We start from the raw sequence: 25,857 nt of genomic DNA, 5'->3' as shown, positions 1-25,857 counted from the left end.
CGGATGACCTCTCCGGCACTCCGGCAGCGCGGCGAGAGCGCCCTGGGCGCGATCGCCGTGCTGGCCCTCGGTTTGTACGCGCTGTTCATCGTCGTGCCGGTGATCATGAGCGCGTGGAAGAGCCTGACCGACGAGAACCCGCTGCTGGCGCACGCGAAGTTCGTCGGCGTGTCCAACTACACCGACATGCTGCACGACGACGCCTTGACGGCGAGTCTCACCTTCACGCTGGTCACCGCGCTGACGGTGACGCTCGTCGCCAACGTCGCGGGCATCGGGTTCGCGATGCTGCTGAACAAGACTTCGCTGAGTTTCCGCATGATGCGCACGGTCGCATTCCTGCCGCAGGTGCTGTCCGGCGTCATCGTCGGCTTCGTCTGGCGCTACATCCTGGCGCAGGACGGCATCCTCAATCATCTGCTGCTCAGCGCCGGGATCATCGGGCGCCCGATCACCTGGCTGGGCAGCCCGCACCTGGCGATGTTCTCTGTCGGGCTGGTCGCCGCGTGGGTGCTGACCGGGTTCACCACGGTCGTGCACCTGGCGGCGCTGCAGTCGGTTCCGGTCGAGCTGTACCAGGCGGCCACGGTCGACGGCGCGGGGCGCTGGCAGCGGTTCCGCCAGATCACGCTGCCGATGGTGGCTCCCGGTACGACAATCAGCGTCACGATCTCGCTGATCACGACGCTGAAGCTGTACGACATCATCGCGGCGCTGACGTCCGGTGGTCCGGCGAACTCCACGCAGTCCACTGCGTTGTACATCGTCAATCTCGCGTTCACAGACGACCGGTTCGGCTATGCCTCGGCGGTGGCGATGCTGCTGCTGGTGGTCTCGGCGGCGATCGCGCTCAGCGTGACCGGGTTGCTTCGGCGCCGGGAGGTGGACCTGTGAGCACGACTACTCCGACCCCGAGTTCGACTCCGACGCCGCGTCGTGCGGTGAGTGCGCGGCGTGGGGGTGACGCTGGATCTGGTGCCGTTGGTGGGCTGGGTCGCCGCCGTCGCGTCTGGACCTCGCGCGGTCACTTGGTGGCGGCCGGGTTGCTGACGTTGGCGTTCGTCAGCCCGATCTATCTGACGATCGTGAACGCGTTCAAGTCGCAGAGCCAGATCGTCCGCGATCCGTCGGCTCCGCCGGCGCCGCCGACGCTGCACAACATCACTGATGCGTTGGGGCGCTCCGACAAGATCATTCAGATCGGTCTGACCAACTCGGCGGTCACCGTTCTCGCCTCGGTGCTGCTGGTGGTTCCGCTCGGCTCGGCGTTCAGCTTCTGGCTGACGCGGCGTTCGGCGCGGGTGCGTCGCAGCGTGCTGGCGGTGTTCGCGGCCGGTCTGATGATTCCGCCGGCGGTGGTGCTGCTGCCGACCATCAGGATCCTGACGATCCTGCATCTGGACCATACGTATCCGGGGCTGGTCCTTTCCAATGTCGGCGGCGGGTATCTGTCGTTCGCGGTGTTCGTCTATTCCGGGTTCTTGCGCGCCGTTCCGGGCGAGGTCGTCGAGGCCGCGGCGCTGGACGGCGCCGGGATGGTGCGGATCTGGTGGACGATTGTCATGCCGCTGCTGCGCCCGGCCACCGCGACGGTGGCGATCTTCCTGTCCTTGTGGATCTGGAACGACTTCATGAATCCGCAGTTCATCCTCGGCCCGCTGCGCGGACAGACCATCACGACCGGTCTGTATCAGTCGCTGGGCCAGTACTCCACCAACTACGCGCAGCTGTTCGGCGTGATGTTCCTGGCCGCGGTGATTCCCGTCGCCGGATATCTCGCCTTGCAGAAGCAGTTCATCGCCGGTCTCACCACAGGAGCCTCCAAGTGACCGACACTGTGTCCGATATCGAGGAGATCCTCGTTCTGCACCACAGCCACCTCGACGTCGGGTACACGCATTCCCAGCCGATTTTGTGGCGGCTGCAGTCCGAGTACCTTTCGCAGGCTATGGATTGGCTGGAGCAGACTGCTGATTTACCGGAGGACTGCCGGCCGAAGTGGACGTGCGAGGCGACTGAGCCGGTGCGTCGGTGGCTGGCGGACGCGGCTCCGGAGCAGGTTGTTCGATTCAAGGAGTTGTGCGATCAGGGGCGGATCGGGTTGTCGGCGCTGCGGTGGCACGTCAGCGCGACGATCGACCGGCCGGGGCTGCGTCGGCTGGTGGCGGGGAAGCCGGAGTTGGAGGATGCGGTCGGGCGGGCGATCAAGGTCGCGTGCCAGCACGATGTGAACGGGGTGCCGTGGCCGATCGCGGATGAGTTGCTGGACGCTGGCGTCGACCTGTTCGTCACGGCCGTCAATCGGCATCTTGGTGCTCCTGTGGCGCCTCGGCCCGGGGTTTTCGACTGGCAGGCGCCTTCGGGCAGGACGCTGCGGGTGTTCAACGGGAGCCACTACACGATGTTCGACCAGCTGCTCAATGCCTGGGACGACTCGGTGGACCGTATGGTCGAGGGCTGGAACGCTTTCCATGCGCGGCTCAGGAGTAGTGGGTATCGGCTGCCGTTCGTCTATCTGACCTCTACATGTTCTCCGATCATGTGGGACAACGCGCCGCCGAATCCGTTCCTGCCGGATCTGATACGGCGGTGGAATGAGGAGGGGCGCGGGCCTCGCATCCGGTATGCGACGTTCGACGACCTCAGGGAGCGGGTCATGCGCATCCCGGAGGAGGATGTCGTGACGCTGCGCGGGGACTGGACCGACTACTGGAGCTTCGGGGTCGGGAGCGCGCCGGCTGCTACTGCGGTGAACCAGCGGTCCAAGCCGTTGCTGGCCGCTGCGGCGACGATCGGTGCCGATGCGTCGCTCGTCGCTGAGGCGGCCGATCGGGTGGATCTGTTCGACGAGCATACGTGGAGCCATTGGAACAGTGATCCCGCTAATGAGCAGGCGCGCGCCATCGAGACGATGAAGCAGGCCGGTGCTCATGAGGGGCACGAGCTGGCGGCGTTCGCCGTGATGGACGGGCTGGAGCGGCTGGCGCGGAATCCGGTCGCGGACAAGGGGATCGCGGGGGTGCTGCTGGTCAACACCGCTGACCACCCACGCACCGTCACGCCCGATCTCCCCGCTTCTTGGTTCGCCTCTACGACGCCCGCCACGGAGCGGACTTATCGCGCCAGCAGGATGGCTTATGAGAACCGGCCTTGGCGCACGCCGGCTCCGGACGAGGCGCGGCGTCGGTTCGGAAGGGTTGATCTCGCGCCGCGCAGTTGGCGGATCATCGGCGTCGGCGACCTGCCCGAACCGGTCTTCGCGCAGCAGCCCACGCACGAGATCGTCCACCAACGGAACGCGGCCCGGGAGCTCAACTTCGCCGCCGCGGTCGATCGGGTCGCAGCCTTCGGACATATCGAGTCGCCGTTCCACCACCTCACTTATGACGCCGCCTCAGGTCGGATCACCTCCTTGGTCGACCGCGCTACCGGGCGCGAGATTTTGCGCCCGCGGCCCGGGATGGACCTGCTGTCGTTCATCCGCGAGCGCCCTGACGCGCTCGTCGAGGACTCGCGGCGCGCGTTCTATCAGCGCAATCTGGACCGGGAGATGCTCGACGAGTCGTGCTGGGAGCCTTGGACACCGGTACACACCCCCGCCGAGCGGGTGCTTCACCACGCGATCGAGGAGTCGCCGGGCCGCGTCACCCTGGTACGCCGCTTCGCCGCGCCCGGCGTCAGAAGCCTGATTCAGCGCATCGGCTTCGACGCGACCGACCCGGTCATCCACATCACCATAGACATCGACCTAGCCGGCGACGCCTCACCCACCGGCATCTACCTCGCGCTGCCCCTGGCCCTGGAGGAAGGCTGGCACGCCACGTTCGACACCGCCGGCCACCGCGTCCACCTCGACGACGACCAACTACCCGGCGCCTCCCGCGGCTGGGTGACCACCGAGTCCTCGGCGACCATGTGGGACGAATCCGGCGCCGTCACCCTCCTCACCCCAGACGCACCCCTGATCCAATTCGGCGACTTCCACTTCGGCCCACCCCCAAACGCCATCCCCCGCGACCAAAACCCCCTCCTCCTGAGCTGGATCGCCAACAACTACTGGGACACCAACTTCCCCCAAGTCCAAAACGGTCCCCTCGCCCTCCGCTACGGCCTCCTCACCCTCCCCACCCCCAACCCCCACCCCATCACCAAACAAGCCGACCTCTTCCGCACCCCACCCCTCACCTGGCCGGTAACCACCGGCGGCCGGCCGGCATCGGAAGGCACCCTGTGAGCCATGGTCAAGTCCGGCGCGTCTGGGGCAACGCGACGGTTGGCGTCGGAGTGGTGGTCGGGTTCCAGGTGTGGGTCATGGTCGGCTGGGTCTCGGTGGGCTCGCTGGCGCGCGGCGTGCGTCGGCACATTCACGAGGCCTGACCACTGCCGGCGCTCGTTGCGTGGGGGGTCTGGGTGCCGGTGGCGCTGGATGGGCCGCTTGGTTGCTGGCTTCGATGGCAATTCTGAAGAAGGAAGCTGCGTCGGGGCGGGTGACACTGGATGTCCCGTGTGCTGCGACCCTGGGAGAGCCGATCGTGCGCCCGAATCTCGTTCGGATGGTTTTGCGGCCGTTGTCGTTTTTGCAGGTGCGGCATGTTTCGCCGGTGCGGCGTGGGGGTGTTGATGCGCGTGTTGCGGTGATCTATGGGGAGATGGAGCGGCTGTTCGGGCTTATTTCGCCGCCGGTGGTCTTGCATTCGCCGGTGCCGGATTTGCTGGCTGCGACGTGGATGATGATGTCTGAGACCCTGCTGGTTGAGGGGGCGGTTGATCGGCGGGTCAAGGAGGCGGTCGCTACGGCTGTCTCGGTGGGCAATGAGTGTCCGTACTGCGTGACCATTCACGGCACCATGCTGCGCAGCCTGGGTCACGACGCGGATGCCACCGCGCTGGCCGACGACCGTGTCATCGACGTCGCGGACCCGGAGGTGCGAGCCGTCAGCGCGTGGGTGCGTGCCTCTGCGAACGCTGCCGGAGCCGCGGGGGACGAGGTGGAGCCGCCGTTTCCGCCGGAGCAGGCCGCTGAGATCCTCGGCGTCGTGCTGGTCTTCCACTACTTCAACCGCATGGTCAACGTCTTCCTCCCCGACGCCCCGCTCCCGCCGCTGGCGCCCGCCGCCGTCCTGACGGTCGTGCTCCCCGTGCTCGGCCGTTTCCTTCGCTCGGCCCACCGGAATACCGCGCCGGTGGGTGGCACGTTGAAACTCCTTCCCGAAGCGCCGCTGCCCACCGACCTCGCCTGGGCCACCGATAACCGCACCATCTCCGACGCGCTGTCCCGCGCCACTGCCGCCTACGAACAAGCAGGCCAGCGTGCCGTTCCCGCCGCAGTCCGCGACTTGGTCCGTGCCGAACTGGCGGCGTGGGACGGCCAGCCCAAGGGGATGAGCCGCGCGTGGGTCGAGGAGGCCATTCGCGACCTGCCGACCGCCGACCAGCCGGCGGGCCGCCTCGCGCTGCTGATAGCGCTCGCGTCGTACCAGGTCGACGAGGGTGCGCTCGGCGCCTTCCGGGCTACGGCACCGGGTGACGCGACACTGGTGGAGCTGGCCTCGTGGGCGAGTTTCACGGCTGCGGTGCGGGCGACGGGGCGCATGGTTGTTGCGAAGCCGGTGGGGTGAGTTAGGTCCGAGGCAGGTCTGAGTCAAGTCTGAGTCCAGGTCTGAGCCAGGCCTGAGTCAGACTTGAGCCAGGTCTCGCGAGCGATAAGGCGGCGGGGCGGCTCCGGCAATTCCGCACATGCCTTGTTCGCGCATTCGTGCAATGGGAACGCTCGGCGGCCATCTCCGGGAGCACAGGGGTCCGTTGTAGAATGTGAATTCGTGTGTTGATTGCCATGGTTCCGGCCAGCCGCCCTTGCCGTGAACGATACCCTCCGGAGGTTTTTCGCTGATGGTCGCGCGCCCTGGCTCCACCGCGAAGCAGGTCCTGGTGCAGGGCCGGCCGGTGGACGGCTACCCCGCCCTGGCTCCTGAGGCGGCTCGCGGCAAAGAGCTCAGGGTGACCGTGGTGGGCGAAGAGGTCCTGCACCGGCCGTGCCGTGAGGTGGCCGAGTTCGGGACGGCGGAACTGCTCCAGCTCGTGGACGACATGTTCTTGACCATGTACGTCGCGCAGGGCGTCGGCCTGGCGGCCAACCAGGTCGGCGTGGACCTGCGGGTGTTCGTCTACGACTGCGTCGACGACGACGGCGCGCGCCACGTCGGGCACATCGTGAACCCCAAGCTGGACCGCACGCCCGAGGGCGGGCAGCGCCGGCTGGTCGAGGCGCAGGAAGGCTGCCTGTCCGTCCCCGGCCCGACCCGGGAGCTGCCCCGCTACGACCACGCCGTCCTGCACGGCGTGGACGTCCACGGCGAACCCCTGGTCCTCGAAGGCGAGGGATACTTCGCCCGGTGCCTCCAGCACGAGACCGACCACCTCGAGGGCACCCTGTACATCGACCGGATGAACAAGAAGACGCGGCGCGGCGTGCTGGAGGAGATGGCCGAGGTCGCCGACGGTGTCTTCGCCGAACGCAAGACCCGCGCCGAGGAACTGCGCGAGCACTTCGCAACCCCGAGCGAGTGAGCGCCGAGGTCACCATCGTCCCTGCCGCAGCGGGGTTCAGCGCGAGCTGAACCCGGCAGCGTGAGCTGAAGCCAACGGCGCCGTCACAAGCGCCGACACCATCTGTGAGTTCGCGGTAACCGTCCAGCTGCGCTGACGGACACGGCCGCGCAACAGCCGCTCCCTAGCGTTACCGGTGGCGGGAACACCCCTGCCGGTCCGCCCGGGAGGAGCCAGCGTTGACGAGCGTGCACGCCGAGGTGGACCAGGTGCGCTCGGTGTGCTCCTACTGCGGCGTCGGCTGCGGGATCGTCCTGGATGTGGCGTCGGGCCCGGACGGTCGGCGGATCGTCGCCAAGGCCTCCGGGGACAAGGCCCACCCGGCGAACGGCGGCAGGCTGTGCACCAAGGGCGCGACCAGCGCGGACATGCTCGCCGCTCCCGGTCGCCTGACGCGTCCCCTCCTGCGCGCCGACCGCGGCGCCGAGCCGGAAGCCGCCGGTATGGACGACGCCATCGCCGAGACCGCCCGCCGCCTCCGGGCGATCCTGGACGAGCACGGTCCGGACGCCCTGGCGTTCTACGTCTCCGGCCAGATGTCACTGGAAGCCCAGTACCTGGCCAACAAGCTGGCCAAGGGATTCGTGCGCACCAGCCGGATCGAATCCAACTCGCGGCTGTGCATGGCCAGCGCCGGCAGCGGCTACAAGCTCTCCCTCGGCGCCGACGGCCCGCCCGGCTCGTATCAGGACTTTGAGCACGCGGATGCGTTCTTCGTCATCGGCGCCAACATGGCCGACTGCCACCCGATCCTGTTCCTGCGGCTGCTGGAGCGCCGCAAGTCCGGGGCGAAGCTGATCGTCGTGGACCCGCGGCGCAGTGCCACCGCCGACAAGGCCGATCTGTTCCTGCAGATCAAGCCCGGCACCGACTTGGCGCTTCTCAACGGCCTGCTCCACCTGCTGGTCGAGAACGGCCACATCGACGAGGAGTTTATCGCCGCGCACACCGAGGGCTGGGACGACATGCTCGGCTTCCTCGCCGACTACAGCCCCGCGTACGTCGCCGACGTCACCGGCATCCCCGAAGCCGACATCCGCCTGGCCGCGCAGTGGATCGGCGAGGCGGGCGAGTGGATGAGCTGCTGGACGATGGGCCTGAACCAGTCGACCCACGGCACATGGAACACCAACGCCCTGGTGAACCTGCACCTGGCCACCGGCGCGATCTGCCGTCCCGGCAGCGGTCCGTTCTCCCTGACCGGCCAGCCCAACGCGATGGGCGGTCGCGAGATGGGCTACATGGGTCCGGGTCTGCCCGGTCAGCGTTCTGCGATGGTGCCCGAGGAGCGCGCCTTCGTCGAGGAACTGTGGAATGTGCCCGCCGGGACGCTCCGCGCCGAGGCGGGTCAGGGCACTGTCGAGATGTTCGGGGAGATGGCCGCTGGGCGGATCAAGGCTTGCTGGATCATCTGTACCAACCCGGTCGCCTCCGTGGCCAACCGCAAGACCGTCATCGCCGGCTTGGAAGCCGCCGAGCTGGTCATCACCCAGGACGTCTTCGCCGACACCGAGACCAACGCCTACGCCGACATCGCGCTGCCGGCGGCGCTGTGGGCCGAGGCCGAGGGCGTGATGGTCAACTCCGAGCGCAACCTCACGCTCGTCCGCAAAGCCATCGACCCGCCCGGCGAGGCGATACCGGACTGGCAGATCATCGCGCGCGTCGCCTGCGCGATGGGGTTCCAGGAGGCGTTCACCTACGGCAGCGCCGAGGAGGTCTTCGAGGAGATCAAGCGCGCCTGGAATCCCAAGACCGGCTGGGACATTCGCGGCGTCAGCTATCAGCGACTGCGCCAGAGCCCGGTGCAGTGGCCCAGCGCCGACGCCGACGGCCCGGACCGCAACCCCATCCGCTACCTCAACGACGGCGTCAGCCAGACCGAACTGATCCACCCCGACGGCACCAAGCCGCGGCTGGCCTTCCCGACTGCCAGCGGCCGAGCGGTCTTCTTCGCCCGACCGCATCTGCCCGCCGCCGAGCTTCCGGACGACGACTACCCCTTCGTCCTGAACACCGGCCGTCTCCAACACCAGTGGCACACCCTGACCAAGACCGGGAAAGTGGCCAAACTCAGCAAGCTGAATCCCGGGCCTTTCGTCGAGATCCACCCGCAGGACGCCGACGCGCTCCAGGTCGCCGACGGCGATCCGGTGGCCGTGGTCTCCCGGCGCGGACGCGCGGTGCTGCCTGCGGTGGTCACCGATCGCGTGCGGCCCGGGAACTGCTTCGCGCCGTTCCACTGGAACGACCTGTTCGGGGAGTACCTGAGCGTCAACGCGGTCACCAACGACGCCGTCGACCCGATCTCCTTCCAGCCCGAGTTCAAGGTGTGCGCGGTCACGCTGGCCAAGGCGCCGACGGTCACGACCACGTCCCCTGCGACGCCGACCGAGCGGCGGGAGACTCCCGTTCCACCGACGGCGCGCGCCGCGACAGCGCTCCCGGCGCGCGCGGTGCTCGGGGTGACGGCGCTCGCCGACCTCTTCGACCTCGACCTGACTCCGATCGCACTCGCCGACGGCGAACGCCGGTACCTGTCGGGCTTCCTGACCGGTCTCGCCTCGTCGGAGGTCGCGGGCAGCGCCGTGCCGGTCCTGCCTCGCACCTCGCCGTTCACAGCCGAGAACGCCCTGTGGGTCGACGGCGTCCTGGCTGGAATGTTCTCGCGGCTGGACGCTGCTCCCAGCGGCGCGCGAGTGCCGGACACCCCGCCGGAAGAGGACGGCGGCAGCGTGCCGACCCGCGAGGTCGTCGTGCTGTGGGCTTCGCAGACCGGCAACGCCGAAGAGGTCGCGGGCACCGTCAACCGCAGACTGGCCGAAGCCGGACGGCGCGCGTCGCTGCGAGCGATGGACGCCGCCTCGCTCGCCTCGTTGCGCTCCGGAACCGATGTGCTCGTCGTCACCAGCACCTTCGGGGACGGCGATTCCCCCGACAACGGCGCGGAGTTCTGGCAGAGCCTCACCGCCGCCGACGCCGCAGCCCTGGACGACGTCCGCTACGCCGTGCTGGCGTTGGGCGACTCGAACTACGACGACTTCTGCGGCCACGGCCGCCGCCTCGACGAGCGCCTGGCCGAACTCGGCGGCCGGCGGCTGCTCCCGCGCGTCGAGTGCGAGCCGGATTTCGAGGAGCCGTCACGAGTCTGGCTCGACGAGGTTCTCAGCCTGTTGAATTCCAGTATCGGTACCGGAACCCTTCCGGAACCGGTCACCGTGCCGGTGGCGACCCCCGCCGCCACGGATACGGCTCGCCCCACCAAGGCGAACCCCTTCACCGCCGCACTGGCGGGCAACCGTCTGCTGAGTTTGCCGGGCGCCGCCAAAGAGGTACGCCAATTCTCCTTCGACACCAGCGCCGGCGAACTCGCCTACGAGGCCGGCGACGCCCTCGGCGTCTGGCCGCGGAACTGCCCGGACCTGGTCGCCGAGTGGCTGGCCGTCACCGGCTTGGACCCCCGCGCCGAGGTCGCCGTCTCCGGATCGGATGCCGTGCCGCTGTCGGAGGCACTGCTGCGCCATCTGGACATCACCCGCATCAGCAGCGACCTGCTGCGCCTGGCCTCCGAGCACGATCGCGACCTCAAGCGCCTGCTGCGCCCGGACAACAAGGGCGAGCTCGCCAAATGGAGTTGGGACCGCCAGGCGGTCGACGTCGTCAGCGAGTTCCCGATCCGCCTGAGCGCGCAGGAGTGGGCCGAGATCCTCAAGCCGCTCCAGCCGCGCATGTACTCCATATCCTCCAGCCCGCTCGCCGATCCGCAGGCGCTGAAGCTGACCGTCTCAGTGCACCGCTTCGAGAGCCGGACGGGGCGCCCGCGCAAGGGCGTCGCCTCGACCTTCCTCGCCGACGCCGAACCGAACAGCCCGGTCGACGTCTTCGTCCAGCGCCAGGCGCACTTCCGGCCGCCGACCGACCCCGCGACCCCCATGATCATGGTCGGTCCCGGGACCGGCGTCGCGCCGTTCCTCGGCTTCCTGGCCGAGCGGCGCGCCCGGGACCACCACGGACGCAACTGGCTGTTCTTCGGCGAACAGCGCCGCGCCACCGACTTCTACTACCGCGACGAACTCGACGAACTGCACCGGCACGGCACCCTGACCCAGCTGGACCTCGCCTTCTCCCGGGACCAGCGGGCCAAGGTCTACGTCCAGGACCGCATGCGCGACCACGGCGCGCAGCTGTGGTCCTGGCTGCAGGACGGCGCGCACTTCTACGTCTGCGGCGATGCCAACCGCATGGCCAAGGACGTCGACCAGGCCCTGCGGGACATCGCCGCCGTCCACGGCGGCCTCGGCCAGGAGTCGGCAGCCGCGTACGTCAAGCAGCTCGCCGCCGAGAAGCGATACGCGAGGGACGTCTACTAGGGGCGTCTCCTAGAGACGCCCTCGCGCGCCGCCCCCTAGGAACGACTCAGCACCGCTCCGCCGGCGTACTGCGCGGAGGCTCCCAGCTCCTCCTCGATCCTGATGAGCTGGTTGTACTTCGCCGTACGGTCGGACCGCGACAGCGAACCGGTCTTGATCTGCCCGCAGCCCGTCGCCACCGCCAGGTCGGCGATGGTGGTGTCCTCCGTCTCGCCGGAGCGGTGCGACATGACGACCGTCCAGCCGGCGCGGTGCGCGGTGGCGACCGTGGCGAGGGCTTCGGTCAGCGTGCCGATCTGGTTGACCTTGACCAGGACCGAGTTGCCGACTCCGGTGCGGATGCCTTCGCGCAGCAGGGTCTCGTTGGTGCAGAACACGTCGTCGCCGGTGAGCTGGCAGCGGTCGCCGACGCGCGCCGTCAGCTCGCGCCAGCCGTCCAGGTCGTCCTCGGCCATCGGGTCCTCGATGGAGACGACCGGGTAGGAGTCGATCAGCTTGGCCAAGTAGTCGGCGTGCTCGCTGGACGTGCGGCGCACGCCTTCGCCGGCGTAGACGTACACGCCGTCCCGGAAGAACTCCGAGGAAGCCGGGTCCATGATCAGGCCGATGTCCGCGCCGGGCCGGTAGCCGGTGCGCTCGACGGCTGCCATGACGAAGTCGAGCGCTTCCTCGGCGGTACGCAGCGCCGGGGCGAAACCGCCCTCGTCGCCGACGCCGGTGGAGTGCCCGGCGGCCAGCAGATCGGCGCGCAGGGTGTGGAAGACCTCTGAGCCCATGCGGACGGCCTCGGCGAAGGTCTGCGCGCCGACCGGGGCGATCATGAACTCCTGGAAGTCCAGCGGATTGTCGGCGTGCGCGCCGCCGTTGACGATGTTCATCATCGGCAGCGGGAGCAGCCGGGCGTCGGCGCCGCCGAGGAAGCGGTACAGCGGCTGGTCGTGCGCCGCCGCTGCGGCCTTCGCGGCAGCGAGGGAGACACCGAGCAGCGCGTTCGCGCCGAGCCGGGACTTGTCGGCCGTGCCGTCGAGCGCGATGAGCGCGGTGTCGAGCCCGGCCTGATCGTCGGCGTCGCGCCCGACGACCGCTGCCGCGATCTCGCCGGTGACGTGGCCGACCGCGCGGTCGACGCCCTTGCCGTGCCAGCGCTGCGGGTCGCCGTCGCGCAGCTCCACGGCCTCGCGGGCTCCGGTGGAGGCGCCGGACGGGACGGCGGCGCGGCCGAGAGATCCGTCGGCGAGCACGACGTCGGCCTCGACGGTGGGGTTGCCCCGGCTGTCGAGGACGCGGCGGGCGGTGACGGACTGGATGACGGTGGATGCCATGGAAGGTCCTTCGCGTTGATGGACGCCGCGGCCCTGGTGCGACAACGCTGGCGCGCGCCGTGACACCGGCGACTCTACAGCAATGCTGTTCAGTTCCGCTGTTCAGTTCTGCTGTACAGCAATGCTGCGCAGCATTGCTGCGCAGCCGACCTGTGCAGCATCGCTGGTCACCGCCGGTTAAAGTGCCCTATGCCCACCGCCGAATCCGCTGCCGTCGCCACCGAACTGCGTACCGCGATGGGCAAGCTCACGCGGCGCGTGCAGCACGAGGACCGCATCCCGCTCGGGCAGGTCTCCGTGCTCGGCATCCTCGACCGCAACGGAGCCATGACCACCAGCGACCTGGCCGCCGACCAGCGCGTTCGGCCGCAGTCCATGGCGCGCGCGGTGGGTCTGCTCATGCAACAGGGACTCGTGGTCCGCCGTGCGCATCCCACGGACGGCCGCAAGTCCCTGAACGAGCTCTCCCCTGATGGCCGCGCCGCGCTCGAGGCCGAGCGCGGGCGCCGCGCCGGCTGGCTCGCGCAGGCCATCGAGCTCGAACTCACCGAGAAGGAGCGCGAAGAGTTGGCGCGGTGTGCCGCTCTGATGGAGCGGCTCGCCGCGCGTTAGAGGCAAGCAGGCGGGCAAGCAGGCTTAGTTGACTAGGGGCGCAGGCGAATGACCGTCTTGCCCTTGCGCCGCTCGGTCGGGTTGAGGGCGGGAATGGCGTCGGTGAGGCTCGCGACGGTTCCGATGCGCATGCGCAGGCGTCCGTCCCGCACGCGGTTGACGATCTCCACCAGCTGGCTCGGAACGGACTCGACGACGAAGTCGACCGCCAGTCCGTCGACGGGTCGGGCCTCGGCGGGTCCGACGACCGTCACGAGCGTCCCGCCGGGCCGGACGATGCTCGCCGAGCGCCGCTGGACCTCACCGCCGATGACGTCGAAGACGAGGTCGACGCCGCCGACGTCTTCGAGCTTGTCCTCGTCGAGGGCGAGGAACTCGTTCGCGCCGAAGTCGAGCGCCGCCTGCCGGTCCGTCGCGCGTCCGGTCCCGATGACGTAGGCGCCGAACTCCCGCGCGAGCTGCGTGACCACGGATCCGACCGCTCCGGCGGCACCGTGTGCCAGGGCGGTCTGCCCGGCCTGCAACCGGCCGTGCTGGAACAGTCCCTGCCACGCGGTCAGGCCCGAGATCGGCAGGCTCGCACCGACCGTGAACTCGACGTCCCCCGGCAGCGGCGCGAGGTTGCGCGCCTCCACGGCGGCGTATTCGGCCAGGGTCCCGTCCCGGTGCCAGTCCGTGATCCCGAACACCCGCTGGCCCACCGACAGACCCGTCGTGCCGTAGCCGAGCGCGGAGACCACTCCGGCGAACTCGTGACCGATGATCGCCGGCGCCCGATCGTGCCCGGAGCGGTCGACCCACGTCGAGGGCCACTCCCACTCCGCCGGAACAAAGCCCGAGGCATGGACCGCGACGACCACGTCATTGATCGCTGGCGTCGGCTCAGGCCGCTCGGCCAGCGTGATCCCGGCTGCTTCCGCTTTCTGATCAGTCGCGACGATTGCCTTCATCGGTGCCTCCGGTTGTCTCCTACGCGCCAGATACGTTCCCATCTTGGACACCTCCCGCCTGAAGCGCCTACCGAACTGTGCTCCCCGAGGGCTCGTCGAGCAGCGCGAGGTCGGCGCGCGTGGGCAGGCCTTCCCAGTCGCCGGCGGTGGCGACGGCGAAGGCGCCGGTGGTGGCAGCGCGATGCAGGCGATCTTCGACGGGCAGGTCGTCCAGCAGGGCAGAGAGGTAGCCGGCGACGAAGGCGTCACCGGCGCCGACGACGTCGACGACCGGTACCAGGCGTACGGGTACTGACATCGTGCCCTCGGCCGTGATCACGCTGGCTCCGTCGCCGCCTCGGGTGAGGACGACCTCACGCGTCCCACGCGCCAGGATCGCGGCGGCTGCGCCGGCCTCGTCGGAGGCGGGATTCGGAGATACCAGGTGCAGCTCGTCGCTGGAGGCGATGAGGACGTCGGCGAGTTCGGCCAGCGGGAGCAGCACGTCGCGGGCACGTTCGGGCGACCACAGCCGGGAGCGGTAGTTGACGTCGAAGCTGACCCTCACGCCGAGCTCGCGGGCGCGTCGGGCGGCGGCTCGCACCGCTTCGGCAGCACTCGGGCTGAGCGCCGGGGTGATGCCGGTCAGGTGCAGAATGCGCGCGCCGCCTTCCAAGGCGGGCAATACGTCGCCGGGTTCGAGCGCTGACCCGGCCGAGCCGCTCCGGTGGTAGCTCACGCGGATCAGGCTGCCGACACGGTGCTCGCGGGCCATCACCCCGGTCGGGCGGCCGTCCGGATCCACGCGCGCGTGGGTCAGATCGACGCCTTCGGCCCGAAGGGTGCGCAGAATCAGTTCGCCGAACTCGTCAGCGCCGACCCGGCCCACCCAGCCGGCCCGATGACCCAGGCGCGCCAGTCCGATCGCGACGGTGGATTCGGCGCCCGCCGGCGACAGTGTCATCGCCGAGCCCAGACGGATGGCTCCGTCGGCGCGCAATGCGGCCATGGTCTCGCCGATGGTGAGGACGTCCAGGCAGCTCGGCGCCGTCATGCGCTGACCGCCCCGATCGCCTCGGTCATCACCGCACGCCAGTCCGCCGCGCGCTGTCGCAGCGCCGCCAGGTCGCCGCCCTTCGCCGCGTCGCCGATCAGCGGCGATCCGACGCCGACGGCGACCGCGCCGGCGGCCAGGAACGCCGGCGCCGCTTCGCGATCGACACCGCCGACCGGGACGAACGCGATGGTCGGGAACGGGTCCCGCAGAGCTTTGAGATACCGCGGTCCGCCGTGCGAGGCGGGGAAGAGCTTCACCGCGGTGGCGCCGTACGCGTCGGCGTCGATGACCTCGCTGGGCGTCGAGGCGCCGACGAACATCGGGAGCCCGGTCGTCGGCGCTTCCCGCAAGGCGGCGCCCAGACCGGGCGTCACCAGGAAGCCGGCGCCCGCTTCGACGGCCCGGATCGCGTCGTCGGCGGTGACCACGGTCCCGGCGCCGAGCCCGGCCTCGGGCCCGAGTTCGCGCCGCGCCTGCTCGATCACCCACAGCGCGCCGGGCGTGGTCAGCGACACCTCGACGGTGGTCAGACCCTCCTCGGCCAGCACCAGGACGGTACGCAGTGCGGCGTCGCGGTCGGTGCCCCGCACGATCGCCAGGGTCCGGAAGGGGATGTCGGTCAGGTTCACGGGGGAGTCCCCTCAGTCGAAGTCGTGAGCGTCATGCGCGTCGTGAGCGGCATGCGTGTCATGCGTGTCATCGCGCCGAGTGGCGGTCACCGCCATCTCCCAGCGGATCTCGCCGCTCTCCGACACCACGGCGGCATCGCCGGGACCGGCTTCGGCGAGGTCGAACACGGCGCCGAGCATCGGCTCGACACCGATGCTGCGATAGGGGTGCCTCGCGGGGAAGCCGCGCAGGTTCCGCCACAGCGCCAGCGACACCGGGACACCCGGATCGGCGCGCAGTGCGAAGGACAACGCGTCCGCACCGTCGACCACCGTCGCGCCCCGGCATCCGGTGAGGATCGCGCCGAGCGCCGTGCCGTCGTCCGGACCCAGCCGGTCCAGCCGGACCTCCTGCCACGGCGCGGGCCACAGACCCTCAGCGTAGCGAGCTCCCGCGTCCGGATACACCCTGGTCGCAGTGCTGTCAGAAGCACGGAGCACAGCCTGCTCCGAGACATCCAGCAACGCGTGCGCCGCCCACAGGAACCGGTATCCCGGCTCGGCCCGCAGAACGTAGTGGACCCGCAGCGAATCCCCGTCTGCTTCGATGCGCCTGGTCAGGACAAAATCAGGACTCTGGCATACCTCGGTGCCGCCGTTCGACCGCCACGGCCGGGACCAGGCATCGCCGTGGTCCGGCGTACCCCGGACCGTCGGCACACACTCCTCCAGCCCGCCGGCGTCGACGAAGGACTGCCCGGGCAGCACCGAGGAACGACCAGCAGCATCAGGGTTCTGCCACAGCCACTCGCGGTCTGCGCCCCGCAGCGACGTCCAGCGTCCGCCATGGACGAGATCGGTGCGGACGTCCAAGGGCAGCCGCCTCACCATTCCGCGAACGACCCGTCCTGGTGGTGCCACACCGGGTTCCGCCAGTGGTGGCCGGTCTCGTCGGCGCGGCGCACCGCGGCCTCGTCGATCTCGATCCCCAGACCCGGACCGGTCAGCCGGTCGATGTGGCCGTCGCGGACCCGCAGCGGCTCCGGGTCGAGCAGGTAGTCGAGCATCTCGTTGCCGCGGTTGTAGTGCAGACCCAGGCTCTGCTCCTGGATCAGGAAGTTGGGCGTGGCGAAGTCCACTTGAAGACTGGCCGCCAGCGCGATCGGCCCGAGCGGGCAGTGCGGCGCCATCGCCACGTCGTAGGTCTCGGCGGCCGCGGCGATGCGGCGCAGTTCGGAGATGCCGCCGGCGTGCGAGACGTCGGGCTGCGCCACGGCGATCCCGCTGGGCAGCACGTCCCGGAAGTCCCACCGGGAGTACAGGCGCTCGCCGACAGCCAACGGCACGCCCGAAGACTCGGCCAGGGACCGCAGATCGCGGCTGTTCTCCGGGAGCACGGGCTCTTCGACGAACAACGGCTGCAAGGGTTCGAGCATCCGCAGCAGACGCCGCGACATCGCGGTGGACATCCGGCCGTGGAAGTCGACGACGACGTCCCGATCGGCGCCCAGCACCTCGCGCACGGCGGCGACCCGGGCGGTGACCGCCGCGGTGGCAGCCGGGGTGTCGATGTGCCGCATCTGCGCCGAGCCGTTCATCTTCACCGCGGTGAACCCGGCTTCGACCTGCTCGGCGGCCAGTTCGGCGACCTGCGTCGGACGGTCGCCGCCGATCCAGGCGTACACCCGGGCCCGCTCGCGGACCGGTCCGCCGAGCAGCTGGTGCACCGGCACGCCGTAGGTCTTCCCGGCCAGGTCCCACAGCGCCTGGTCGATACCGGCCACGGCCGAGGACAGCACCGGTCCGCCCCGGTAGAAGCCGCCCTTGGTCAGCACCTGCCAGTGGTGCTCCAGGCGCAGCGGGTCTTCGCCGATCAGGTATTCGGACAGTTCGGCGACGGCGGCGCGGACCGTCTCGGCGCGCCCCTCCAGGACCGGCTCGCCCCAGCCGGCCAGGCCCTCGTCGGTCCCGATGCGCAGGAACAGCCACCGGGGCGCGACCAGGAACGTCTCCAGCGAGGTGATCTTCATGCGGTCGTCGTCCCGTCGGGTCCGGCTATCAGGGCCCGCAGGTCGGCGATGGCCTTGGCGAGCAGGTCCTCCACGGCGCGCGAGGCCGCGTCGGGGTCCTGGGCGCGGATCGCGTCGACCACCGCCCGGTGCGCCGGGACGGCGTCGTCGGGACCGTGGTCGGCGCCGTGCACGAAGCTGTCGCGCACGCGCAGACCGGCTTCGATGACGACCTCCATGCCGGTGAGCAGTTCGTTGTGCGCGGCGGCCAGCAGGGCGCGGTGGAAGGCCAGGTCGGCCTCGACGGTCGCCGGGACGTCGCCGCCGGCGGCGTCCATCTGCTCGATCGCCTCGGTCAGCGCGACCAGGTCGGCCTCGGTGCGGCGGCGGGCCGCCAGCCGGGCGCCGGCCGGTTCGACGATCGCGCGGACCTCGGCCAGATCGTCCAGGAAGCCCTCGTCGGGCACTCCCTGTCCGCGCCAGCGCAGGACGTCGGCGTCCAGCAGGTTCCAGTCCGCGCGCGGCCGGACGAACGTGCCGCGTTTCTGGCGGGAGTCGATGAGTCCTTTGGAAGCCAGGACCCGCAGCGCCTCGCGCACCACGGTCTTGCTGACCCCGAGCTCGGCCTCGATCTGATCGGGATAGAGCAGATCGCCCGGGGCGTTGTCGCCGCGCACGATCCGCTCTCCGATCACGTCGACGGCCTGGCCGTGCAGACCGCGTACCTGGACACTCATCCTTGGAACCCTTCCGGCTGTCATGACGAAGCTTTGACGACGGACCAGCCGCCGTCCACGACCAGGTTCGCGCCGGTCACGAAGGAGGCGTCGGCCGAGGCCAGGAACGCCACCGCCGCGGCCACCTCCTCGGGGCGCCCGAACCGCCCGGCGACCGTCTCGGAGACGCTGGCCGCCCGCCGCTCGGCGTCGACGCGGTCCCACGCGGCGGTCAGGATCGGGCCGGGCAGGACCGTGTTGACGCGCACCCGCGGGCCGTACTCGACAGCCAGCTGCCGCCCCAGCGCGCACAGCGCCCCCTTCGCCGCGGCGTAGGCGGGATGGCCGGGCAGGCCGACCAGCGCGTGGACCGACGAGGTGAGCACGATCGAACCCTGAGATTCGCCGAGCATACCGGCGAAGGCGCGCACGCCGAGCCAGGCCGCTTTGAGCGTGACGGCGAGCTGGCCGTCCCATTCGGGCTCGGTGAGTTCGTGGGCCGGTTTGACGACCACCTTGTAGGCGTTGCTGTGCAGTACGTCCAGGCGCCCGTAGCGGCCTTGGACGTGCTCGGCCAGCGCGTCCCACGCCGCGGCGCTGGCCACGTCGCCGGACCGGTACTCGGCCCGGCCGCCGGAGGCGGTGATCTCCTCGGCCACGGCGCGCCCGGCGTCGTCGGCGATGTCCACGGCGATCACCGCCGCGCCCTCGGCCGCCAGGCGCCGGGCGGTGGCCGCGCCGATGCCGCCGGCCGCTCCGGTCACCACGGCGACCCGGTCGGTGAAGCGGTGACAGGTCTGTTCGTTCACGGGGCCACCCTATCTAAGATAATTAATTATGCAATAATCTTGACGCACGCCGGTGGGGCTCCTACATTCGCTGTCAATCGCCGCGCCCCAAGCCGTGCAAGAACTCGGGGACGATCCGTTCACCGCGCGGCATCTCGTCGTCTCATCGGAGTCAGAACATGAACATCGCACGTGTCCGCGGCTCGGCCGCAGTCCTCGGTGTCGCGGTGGCGCTGTGCGCGACCGCTTGCTCGACCGGCAAGTCCTCCACGGCCGCGGCCTCCTCGGGCGCCCCGGTCACCGGCAAGATCACTCTGACCTACCTGCAGAAGCAGGGCGATCAGCAGTACTTCATCGACGAGGCCGACGGCGCCAAGGCCAAGGCCGCCCAGCTCGGGATCGGCCTGACGGTCGTGAACCTGGGCGACGACGCCAACCAGACGGTCAGCGACGTGCAGGCCGCCGTCGCGCAGAAGAGCAGCGGTCTGATCATCGTGCCGCCGGACCCGGCGGTCGGCCCGCAGGTGGTGCAGCTGGCCAAGGACGCCGGCATCCCGCTGCTGACGTCGGACGACCAGGTGTGCACCAACGGCCCGGACCCCGCGTCCTGCGCCACGGCGAACCTGGTGCCGCGCGTCGGGTTCAGCGGGACCCAGATGGGCACCGACGTCGGCAAGAAGGCCGCCGAGCTGTTCGTCAAGGCCGGCTGGAACGCCGCCGACACCCGCACGATCTCGGCCTGGAAGCAGGACGTGACCGTGTGCACCGACCGCGTCAAGGCGGCCAAGACCAGCTTCGCCGCCGGCGCCGGCGCGGCCGTGCAGGACATCGACGTCGCCACCGACAACACCCCGACCGGCGCGCAGGACAAGGTCGCCGCGACCATCACCGCGAACCCCGGCGTCAAGCACTGGGTGCTCTGGGGCTGCAACGACGAGAACGTCCAGGGCGGCGTCACGGCCCTGCAGAACGCGGGCGTCTCGGCGGACAACGTGATCGGCGTCGGGCTCGGCGCGTACCTGGCGTGCAAGGACTGGGGCAGCTCGCAGCCCACCGGCATGAAGGCCGCGCTCTACATCAGCGGCAAGAACATCGGCGCCCTGGCGGTGCAGACCATGTACGACAAGCTCAAGAACGGCAAGGCCTTCCCGCAGGAGGCCGACGCCCCCACGACCATGGTCGACGCCACGACCTGGCAGTCCGCCGGCGTGAAGTGCAGCTGAGATAGATGGACCACTCCAGCCTCCCGGCGGAGCGGACCGGACTGGCCGCCGAGGCGATCACCAAGCGCTTCGGCCCGGTCCGGGCTCTGCACGACGTCACCGTCGAGTTCCCGGCCGGCCAAGTGACCGCGCTGATGGGGGAGAACGGCGCCGGCAAGTCCACGCTGCTGCGCATCCTCACCGGCGACCAGCCACCGACCCAGGGCCGGATGTCTCTGGACGGACAGGTCCTGGACCTGCACTCGCCGCAGGACGCGCACCGCGCGGGCATCCGGCTCATCCCGCAGGAGCCGGAGATCATCCCGCACGTCTCCGTCGCGGAGAACGTCTACACCGGGGCGCTGCCGCGGCGCGGCCCGCGCGGCTTCGACCGTGCGGGACTGCGCCGCCGGGTACGCGCCGACCTGGAGCGCCTGGGCTTCGCCCAAGCCCTGGACCCGGACCTGCTCGGCTCGCAGCTCACCGCGGCCCAGCGCCAGCTCGTGGAGATCATGCGGGCTCTGACCGGGAGCACGCCGGCGCGCGCGATCGCCTTCGACGAGCCGACGTCCTCCCTGTCCGAGCACGAGGTCGACGCGCTGTTCGCGCTCATCCGCCGACTCCGCGACCAGGGGATCGCCGTGATCTACGTGTCGCACCGGATGAAGGAGGTGTTCCAGCTCGCCGACCGCGTCGTGGTCCTGCGCGACGGCGAACTGGCCGGCGCCGCCGCGGCCGCCGACGTCGACGAGGGCGCCCTGGTCCGCCTCATGGTCGGCCGCGACCTCTCGCAGCTGTTCGTCCGCGACCACGCCGCGACCGACCGGGTGGTGCTGGACGTCGAGCACCTGACCACCGCCGACGTCCGCGACATCAGCCTGACCGTGCACGCCGGCGAGATCGTCGCCCTGGCCGGACTCATCGGCGCCGGACGCTCCGAACTCGCCCTGGCCCTCGCCGGCGACACCCCGATCCGCTCGGGCCGGATCCTCATGGACGGCATACCGATCCGCCTCCGCGGACCCCGCGACGCCATCCGCGCCGGCATCGGCCTGGCGCCCGAGGAACGCAAAGCGCAGGCCCTGTTCGCCCAGCGCACCATCCGCGACAACACGACACTGGTCAGCCTCCGCCACCTGCGCCGCTGGCGCTTCGTCCGCCGCCGCGCGGAGAAGGCACTCGCGCAGGAATACGCCAACCGGCTCCGAGTCCGCGCCCCCTCCATCGAGGCCGAAGTACGGACCCTGTCAGGCGGCAACCAGCAAAAGGTGGTCCTGGCCCGCTGGCTCGCCCGCAAGCCGGCCGTCCTGATCCTCGACGAGCCCACCCGCGGCGTCGACGTCGGCGCCAAGGCCGAGATCTACCAGATCATCGCCGACCTGGCCTCCGCCGGCACCGCGATCCTGGTGATCTCCTCAGAACTCCCCGAAGTCCTCGGCCTCGCCGACCGCATCCTGGTCATGCAGAACGGCCGCATCACCGGCGAACTCGGCCGCGCCGACGCCTCCGAGGAGAAGATCCTCGCCCTGGCGATGATCGACGACCTCGGCTCGCCGGGAGCGGAGGAGCTGCCTGGAGCTCGGGATTCCGGGGCGCCTGATTCGGCTGGCTCTGCTTCTCCCGATTCCGTGTCGACTGCCGCAGCTGATCAGCCTGGCTCTGCCTCAGTCGACTCCACTTCGCCGGATCGTGCGGTGCCGACTACTTCTGCGTCGGCCGATTCCGGCTCGCAGGCAGCGCCGGATTCCGCGTCACCTGCCGCAGCTGAATCATCTGGCTCTGGCTCGCAAGATTCCGCCTCGGTCGCCCCTTTATCCGGCGACTCCGCCTCGCCTGCTCCGCCCGCCACCAACGTCGTGCCGATCCGGGGAGTTGCCGGATCCGCCTCGGAAGGCAGTGTCCGATGACCACCACTTCAGCGCTTGGCCAGCGGGCCGAGGAGCAGCTTGGGACCGGCGGGGGCGGGAGCCGGATTCGTGCCTTGGTGGCGCGGGGCGGGGCGCAGAGCGTGGGGTTGGTTGCCGCGCTGGTGTTCGTGCTTGTTTTGTTCGGGTCGCTCAATGCGAACTATTTGAGCTGGCAGAACATTCAGGTCATCGCTGAGGCGGTGACGATTTCCGGGTTGTTGGCCGTGGTGCAGACCGTGGTCATCATCATCGGGGCGTTGGACATCTCGGTCGGTTCGCAGGCCGGGTTGGCTTCGGTGACCAGTGCCATGGTGTTCACCAGTGCTGGGTCGAATGCCTTCGCCGGTATCGGTGCGGCGCTCGCTATCGGTGCGGTGATCGGTGTGGTCAACGGGGCGATCATCGTTTATGGCCGGGTCAATGCGGTGATCGCGACGCTGGCGGGGCTGGCCGCCTACAAGGGTGTGGCGCAGCTGGTCTCCGATGGGCGCGCTCAGGGCTACGTGCTCAATGACAGCATCTTCGTCTTCCTGGGCCGGGGGAAGATCGCCGGGTTGCCGGTCATGGTGTGGCTGCTGCTCGTGGTCGCCGCGGCGGTCCATGTGCTACTGAAGTACACCGACATCGGCCGGAACCTTTACGCCATCGGCGGGAACGACACCGCCGCGCGGCTGGCCGGTATCAATCTCAACAAGTACATCCTGGCGGTCTACGCGCTTTCCGGCGCCGTCGCGGCGGTCGCGGGCATCCTGCTGACCGCTCGCACCGGGTCCGGGCAGCCGGTCTCCGGCAGCGAAGGGCTGGAGTTGCAGTCCATCACCGCGGCGGCGCTCGGCGGCTGCGCGCTCAAGGGCGGCAAGGGCGGCGTCGGGGGCACGCTGCTGGCCGTCGCCCTGCTCGGGGCCCTGCAGAACGGACTGACCGTCCAGGGCATCAACGCTTTCTGGCAGAACATCGCGCAAGGCGCGCTGCTGGTCGTCGCTGTCGTCCTCCAGCAGCGGCGCTCCCGGGAGCGGGCCGTCGGATTGCCGGCATGAGACAAGGAGCAAACAGGATGCTGATACCCAAACTCATCGCGCTCGCCGCGTCGGCGGCGCTGTGGGCGACAGCGGGACCGGCGTGGGCCGGGTCTCAGGCCCGGCACGCGCCGGCCACGGTCCCGATCAACAACCTGGCCCGCACGCCGTATCAGGGCTGGAACACCTACTACGGCCTCGGGTCCACCTTCACCGAGCAGACCATCAAGGACGAGGCCGACGCGCTGGTGAGCAAGGGTCTGGCCGCCGCGGGCTACAACTACGTCTGGATCGACGGCGGCTGGTGGAACGGCGCGCGGGACGCCTCCGGCGCCATCACCGTAGACTCGACTCAGTGGCCTGACGGGATGAAGGCGGTCGCCGACTACATCCACTCGCGCGGGCTGAAAGCAGGCATCTACACCGACTCCGGCCTCAACGGCTGCGGCGGCGCCAACCAGGGCAGCTACGGCCGCTACCAGCAGGACGTCAACCAGTTCGCCGGGTGGGGCTACGACGCGGTGAAGGTCGACTTCTGCGGCAGCGAGCAGATGGGACTGGACCCGGCCACCGTCTACGGCCAGTTCCGCGACGCAGTCCTGAACAACAGCAGCCACCGCCCGATGCTGTTCAACATCTGCAACCCCTTCATCCCCGAGACCGGCGCCGCGCCCGGCCGCAGCGCGTTCGACTCCTACACGTTCGGCCCGAGCACCGGGAACTCCTGGCGGACCGACACCGACATCGGCTTCCCGAACGACGTCCGCTACTCCGACGTGCTGCGCAACCTGGACGCCGACGCCGCGCACCCGGAAGCCGCCGGTCCCGGGCACTGGAACGACCCGGACTATCTGGGCCCTGATCTGGGCATGACCGACGCCGAGTCCCGCTCGCAGTTCTCAATGTGGTCGATCGTCGCGGCTCCGCTGATGATCGGCTCGGATGTACGCAAGCTCTCCGACAGCGCCGTCGCTATGCTCACCAACGCCGAAGTGCTCGCGGTAGACCAGGACCGGCTGGGAATTCAGGGCACTGCGTTGTCCGCCCCGACCGCCTCCGGCGCCCAGGTCTGGACCAAGCCGCTCGCCAACGGCGACGTCGCTGTCGCGCTGCTCAACCGCGGCACGACCCCGCAGCTGATCTCCACGACCGCCGGCAAGATCGGCCTGTCCACGTCGGGCAGCTACGCCGTGCGCGATCTGTGGCAGCACTCGACGACCGAGTCGGCCGGCACGATCTCCGCGACCGTCGCCCCGCACGACGTCGTGCTGTATCGGGTCTCCCGCAACGGAAACCCGGCGACCATGACGCCGGCGACCACGCTGTCCCCGGCGACCCTGACCGCGACCGCGCAGGCCGCGCTTCCCCTGGTCGCCCCCGGCGACTCCTTCCCGGTCTCGGCCACGTTCACCGACAACGGCCGGCTCGCCGTCCGGAACGTGAAGCTCACGCTCGCCGTCCCGGCGGGCTGGACCGCCACGCCGACCACCCCGGCCGCGAAGGACCGCCTCGACAGCGGGCAATCGATTGCGGCGACCTGGCAGGTGACCGCCGCTCCAGGCGCTCTGCCCGGTACGGACCAGCTCGCGGTGACTGCGGGCTACGACTGGCAGGGTGCTTACTCCGGTGCGACATCAAGGCTCCAGACACTCAGCGCCACCGAGTCGACGCAAGTCCAGGTCCCCGCTGCGCCGCCGTCGGGCACCGGTCCGCTGAGCCACCATCCCTGGCTCGACGCGGCGAGCGGCTACCTCGTGCCCCGGGTCGACCTCGACGATGCCGGCGGCGGGCCGCTGACGATGCACGGCGTCGGGTACCCGACCGGTGTCGGCACCGCGTCGCCCTCGACGATCGACTACTACGTCGGCGGCCAGTGCAGCACGCTCACCGCCACGGTCGGCATCGACGACTCGGCGGACTTCGACCCGACCGGCGGGACGGCGGTGTTCCAGGTCTACGGCGACGGCGTGAAGCTGTATGACAGTGGTCTGGTGACCCGGGCCGCGCCTCAGAGCGCGTCGGTGAATCTGGGTACTGCGAAGGTGATCAGCCTGGTCGTCGGGGACGGCGGCGACGGCGGTTACAACGACCGCACGGACTGGGGCGGGCTGCGGATCACCTGCGGCGCGCCGGTCGGCACGCAGCCCAGCGGACCCTGGCCGCACTTCGCGCCCTCGTCCTCGGTGTCCGCGACGGCCACCAGCGCCAACGCCGGCTACCCGGCGGGCAACGCGGTGGACGGCCAGGTGACCACTTTGTGGCACTCGCAGTTCAGTCCGGTCCACGACCCGCTGCCGATCTCGCTGACGATGGACCTCGGCTCGGTGCAGACGGTCACCGGACTGACCTACCAACCCCGCCTCGACGGCGCGATCACCGGTACCATCACCGGTTACACCGTCGAGGTCAGCAGCGACGGCGTCACCTTCACCCCGGCGGCAGCGGCGGGGACGTGGACGCAGGACGCGCTGCTGAAGTCCGTTGAATTCGCTCCGGTGTCGGCTCGCTATGTGCGACTGACTGCGACTGCGGCAGCCGACGGCTACGCCTCGGCGGCTGACGTCAGCGTGGCGGCGCGACCGACCGCCTGAGTGAGGTGCGGTCCGGCCGGCGGGGGAGTTCCCATCCGCCGGCCGGACCGTTTGTGCGCGGCCTGCCTGCCACACGCCGCACGGGGCACGCCGCCCACCGCGCGCCGCACGAGGCGTGCCCTGG

At 70.0% G+C, this 25,857-nt stretch carries 20 protein-coding genes; 12 read left to right on the top strand and 8 right to left on the bottom strand.

The genetic code is table 11. From position 1 onward, the window contains the following. The first annotated feature begins 3 nt into the window (after positions 1-3). The 7 genes from CACI_RS24860 to CACI_RS24835 all read left to right on the top strand — a co-directional run bounded on the left by CACI_RS24860 (position 4) and on the right by CACI_RS24835 (position 10,976). A complete protein-coding gene (locus CACI_RS24860; RefSeq protein WP_015793615.1) occupies positions 4-894 on the top strand; it encodes a carbohydrate ABC transporter permease in 891 nt (296 codons plus the stop codon). 137 nt (positions 895-1,031) lie between these two features. Continuing rightward, positions 1,032-1,829, top strand: a complete 798-nt coding sequence (locus CACI_RS24855; RefSeq protein WP_015793614.1) for a carbohydrate ABC transporter permease — start codon at positions 1,032-1,034, stop codon at positions 1,827-1,829. Beyond that, complete coding sequence (locus CACI_RS53605) at positions 1,826-4,234, top strand: glycoside hydrolase family 38 N-terminal domain-containing protein (RefSeq protein WP_015793613.1); 2,409 nt, start codon at positions 1,826-1,828, stop codon at positions 4,232-4,234. Before CACI_RS24855 ends, CACI_RS53605 begins: the two co-directional genes overlap by 4 nt. Continuing rightward, positions 4,231-4,377: a hypothetical protein gene (locus tag CACI_RS51440; RefSeq protein WP_015793612.1), complete on the top strand. Its 147-nt coding sequence runs from the start codon at positions 4,231-4,233 to the stop codon at positions 4,375-4,377. The genes CACI_RS53605 and CACI_RS51440 overlap by 4 nt, the downstream gene beginning before the upstream one ends. Before the next feature lie 74 nt (positions 4,378-4,451). Continuing rightward, positions 4,452-5,618: a carboxymuconolactone decarboxylase family protein gene (locus CACI_RS24845; RefSeq protein ID WP_015793611.1), complete on the top strand. Its 1,167-nt coding sequence runs from the start codon at positions 4,452-4,454 to the stop codon at positions 5,616-5,618. Between the two features lie 271 nt (positions 5,619-5,889). Continuing rightward, positions 5,890-6,567, top strand: a complete 678-nt coding sequence (gene def, locus CACI_RS24840; RefSeq protein ID WP_015793610.1) for a peptide deformylase — start codon at positions 5,890-5,892, stop codon at positions 6,565-6,567. A 218-nt stretch (positions 6,568-6,785) separates the two neighbouring features. After that, positions 6,786-10,976 (top strand): bifunctional nitrate reductase/sulfite reductase flavoprotein subunit alpha, encoded by a 4,191-nt coding sequence (locus CACI_RS24835; protein ID WP_015793609.1) that lies wholly within the window; start codon positions 6,786-6,788, stop codon positions 10,974-10,976. 35 nt (positions 10,977-11,011) lie between these two features. On the opposite strand, the gene eno is transcribed toward CACI_RS24835, so the two are convergent. After that, positions 11,012-12,298 carry a phosphopyruvate hydratase gene (eno, locus tag CACI_RS24830; RefSeq protein ID WP_015793608.1) on the bottom strand — a complete coding sequence of 429 codons (1,287 nt, stop codon included), beginning with the start codon at positions 12,296-12,298 and terminating at the stop codon, positions 11,012-11,014. 189 nt (positions 12,299-12,487) lie between these two features. Here eno and CACI_RS24825 point away from each other — a divergent pair, with 189 nt between their 5' ends. Further along, the gene (locus CACI_RS24825; RefSeq protein ID WP_015793607.1) at positions 12,488-12,910 is read left to right on the top strand and encodes a MarR family winged helix-turn-helix transcriptional regulator; all 423 of its coding nucleotides are present in this window, start codon (positions 12,488-12,490) and stop codon (positions 12,908-12,910) included. A gap of 32 nt (positions 12,911-12,942) precedes the next feature. Here the strand turns inward: CACI_RS24825 and CACI_RS24820 are convergent, their stop codons facing one another. From CACI_RS24820 to CACI_RS24790, 7 genes are all read right to left on the bottom strand, one after another. Continuing rightward, positions 12,943-13,860 carry an NADP-dependent oxidoreductase gene (locus CACI_RS24820; protein ID WP_015793606.1) on the bottom strand — a complete coding sequence of 306 codons (918 nt, stop codon included), beginning with the start codon at positions 13,858-13,860 and terminating at the stop codon, positions 12,943-12,945. Positions 13,861-13,927: 67 nt separating this feature from the next. Then, positions 13,928-14,893 carry a sugar kinase gene (locus tag CACI_RS24815; RefSeq protein ID WP_015793605.1) on the bottom strand — a complete coding sequence of 322 codons (966 nt, stop codon included), beginning with the start codon at positions 14,891-14,893 and terminating at the stop codon, positions 13,928-13,930. After that, positions 14,890-15,525 (bottom strand): bifunctional 4-hydroxy-2-oxoglutarate aldolase/2-dehydro-3-deoxy-phosphogluconate aldolase, encoded by a 636-nt coding sequence (locus tag CACI_RS24810; protein WP_015793604.1) that lies wholly within the window; start codon positions 15,523-15,525, stop codon positions 14,890-14,892. The genes CACI_RS24815 and CACI_RS24810 overlap by 4 nt, the downstream gene beginning before the upstream one ends. A 12-nt stretch (positions 15,526-15,537) precedes the next feature. Beyond that, positions 15,538-16,395: an aldose epimerase family protein gene (locus CACI_RS24805; RefSeq protein ID WP_015793603.1), complete on the bottom strand. Its 858-nt coding sequence runs from the start codon at positions 16,393-16,395 to the stop codon at positions 15,538-15,540. Next, the gene (gene dgoD, locus CACI_RS24800; protein WP_015793602.1) at positions 16,389-17,534 is read right to left on the bottom strand and encodes a galactonate dehydratase; all 1,146 of its coding nucleotides are present in this window, start codon (positions 17,532-17,534) and stop codon (positions 16,389-16,391) included. The genes CACI_RS24805 and dgoD overlap by 7 nt, the downstream gene beginning before the upstream one ends. Beyond that, positions 17,531-18,250: a FadR/GntR family transcriptional regulator gene (locus tag CACI_RS24795; protein ID WP_015793601.1), complete on the bottom strand. Its 720-nt coding sequence runs from the start codon at positions 18,248-18,250 to the stop codon at positions 17,531-17,533. Before CACI_RS24795 ends, dgoD begins: the two co-directional genes overlap by 4 nt. A gap of 20 nt (positions 18,251-18,270) precedes the next feature. Then, complete coding sequence (locus CACI_RS24790) at positions 18,271-19,038, bottom strand: SDR family NAD(P)-dependent oxidoreductase (protein ID WP_015793600.1); 768 nt, start codon at positions 19,036-19,038, stop codon at positions 18,271-18,273. A 158-nt stretch (positions 19,039-19,196) separates the two neighbouring features. Between CACI_RS24790 and CACI_RS24785 the strand changes: the two genes are divergently transcribed. The 4 genes from CACI_RS24785 to CACI_RS24770 are packed head-to-tail and all read left to right on the top strand — an operon-like array spanning position 19,197 to position 25,733. Then, positions 19,197-20,240, top strand: a complete 1,044-nt coding sequence (locus CACI_RS24785; RefSeq protein WP_015793599.1) for a substrate-binding domain-containing protein — start codon at positions 19,197-19,199, stop codon at positions 20,238-20,240. 5 nt (positions 20,241-20,245) lie between these two features. Then, on the top strand, positions 20,246-22,126 hold the full coding sequence (locus CACI_RS24780; RefSeq protein WP_015793598.1) for an ATP-binding cassette domain-containing protein: 1,881 nt from the start codon (positions 20,246-20,248) through the stop codon (positions 22,124-22,126). After that, positions 22,123-23,163, top strand: a complete 1,041-nt coding sequence (locus CACI_RS24775) for an ABC transporter permease (protein WP_015793597.1) — start codon at positions 22,123-22,125, stop codon at positions 23,161-23,163. The genes CACI_RS24780 and CACI_RS24775 overlap by 4 nt, the downstream gene beginning before the upstream one ends. 17 nt (positions 23,164-23,180) lie before the next feature. Then, positions 23,181-25,733 carry an NPCBM/NEW2 domain-containing protein gene (locus CACI_RS24770; protein ID WP_015793596.1) on the top strand — a complete coding sequence of 851 codons (2,553 nt, stop codon included), beginning with the start codon at positions 23,181-23,183 and terminating at the stop codon, positions 25,731-25,733. Positions 25,734-25,857 lie beyond the last annotated feature (124 nt).

It is taken from the genome of Catenulispora acidiphila DSM 44928 (assembly GCF_000024025.1).
Lineage (GTDB): Bacteria > Actinomycetota > Actinomycetes > Streptomycetales > Catenulisporaceae > Catenulispora > Catenulispora acidiphila.
The sequence above is the reverse complement of the archived record's forward strand: the minus strand, read 5'-3'. Positions and strand labels throughout refer to the sequence as shown.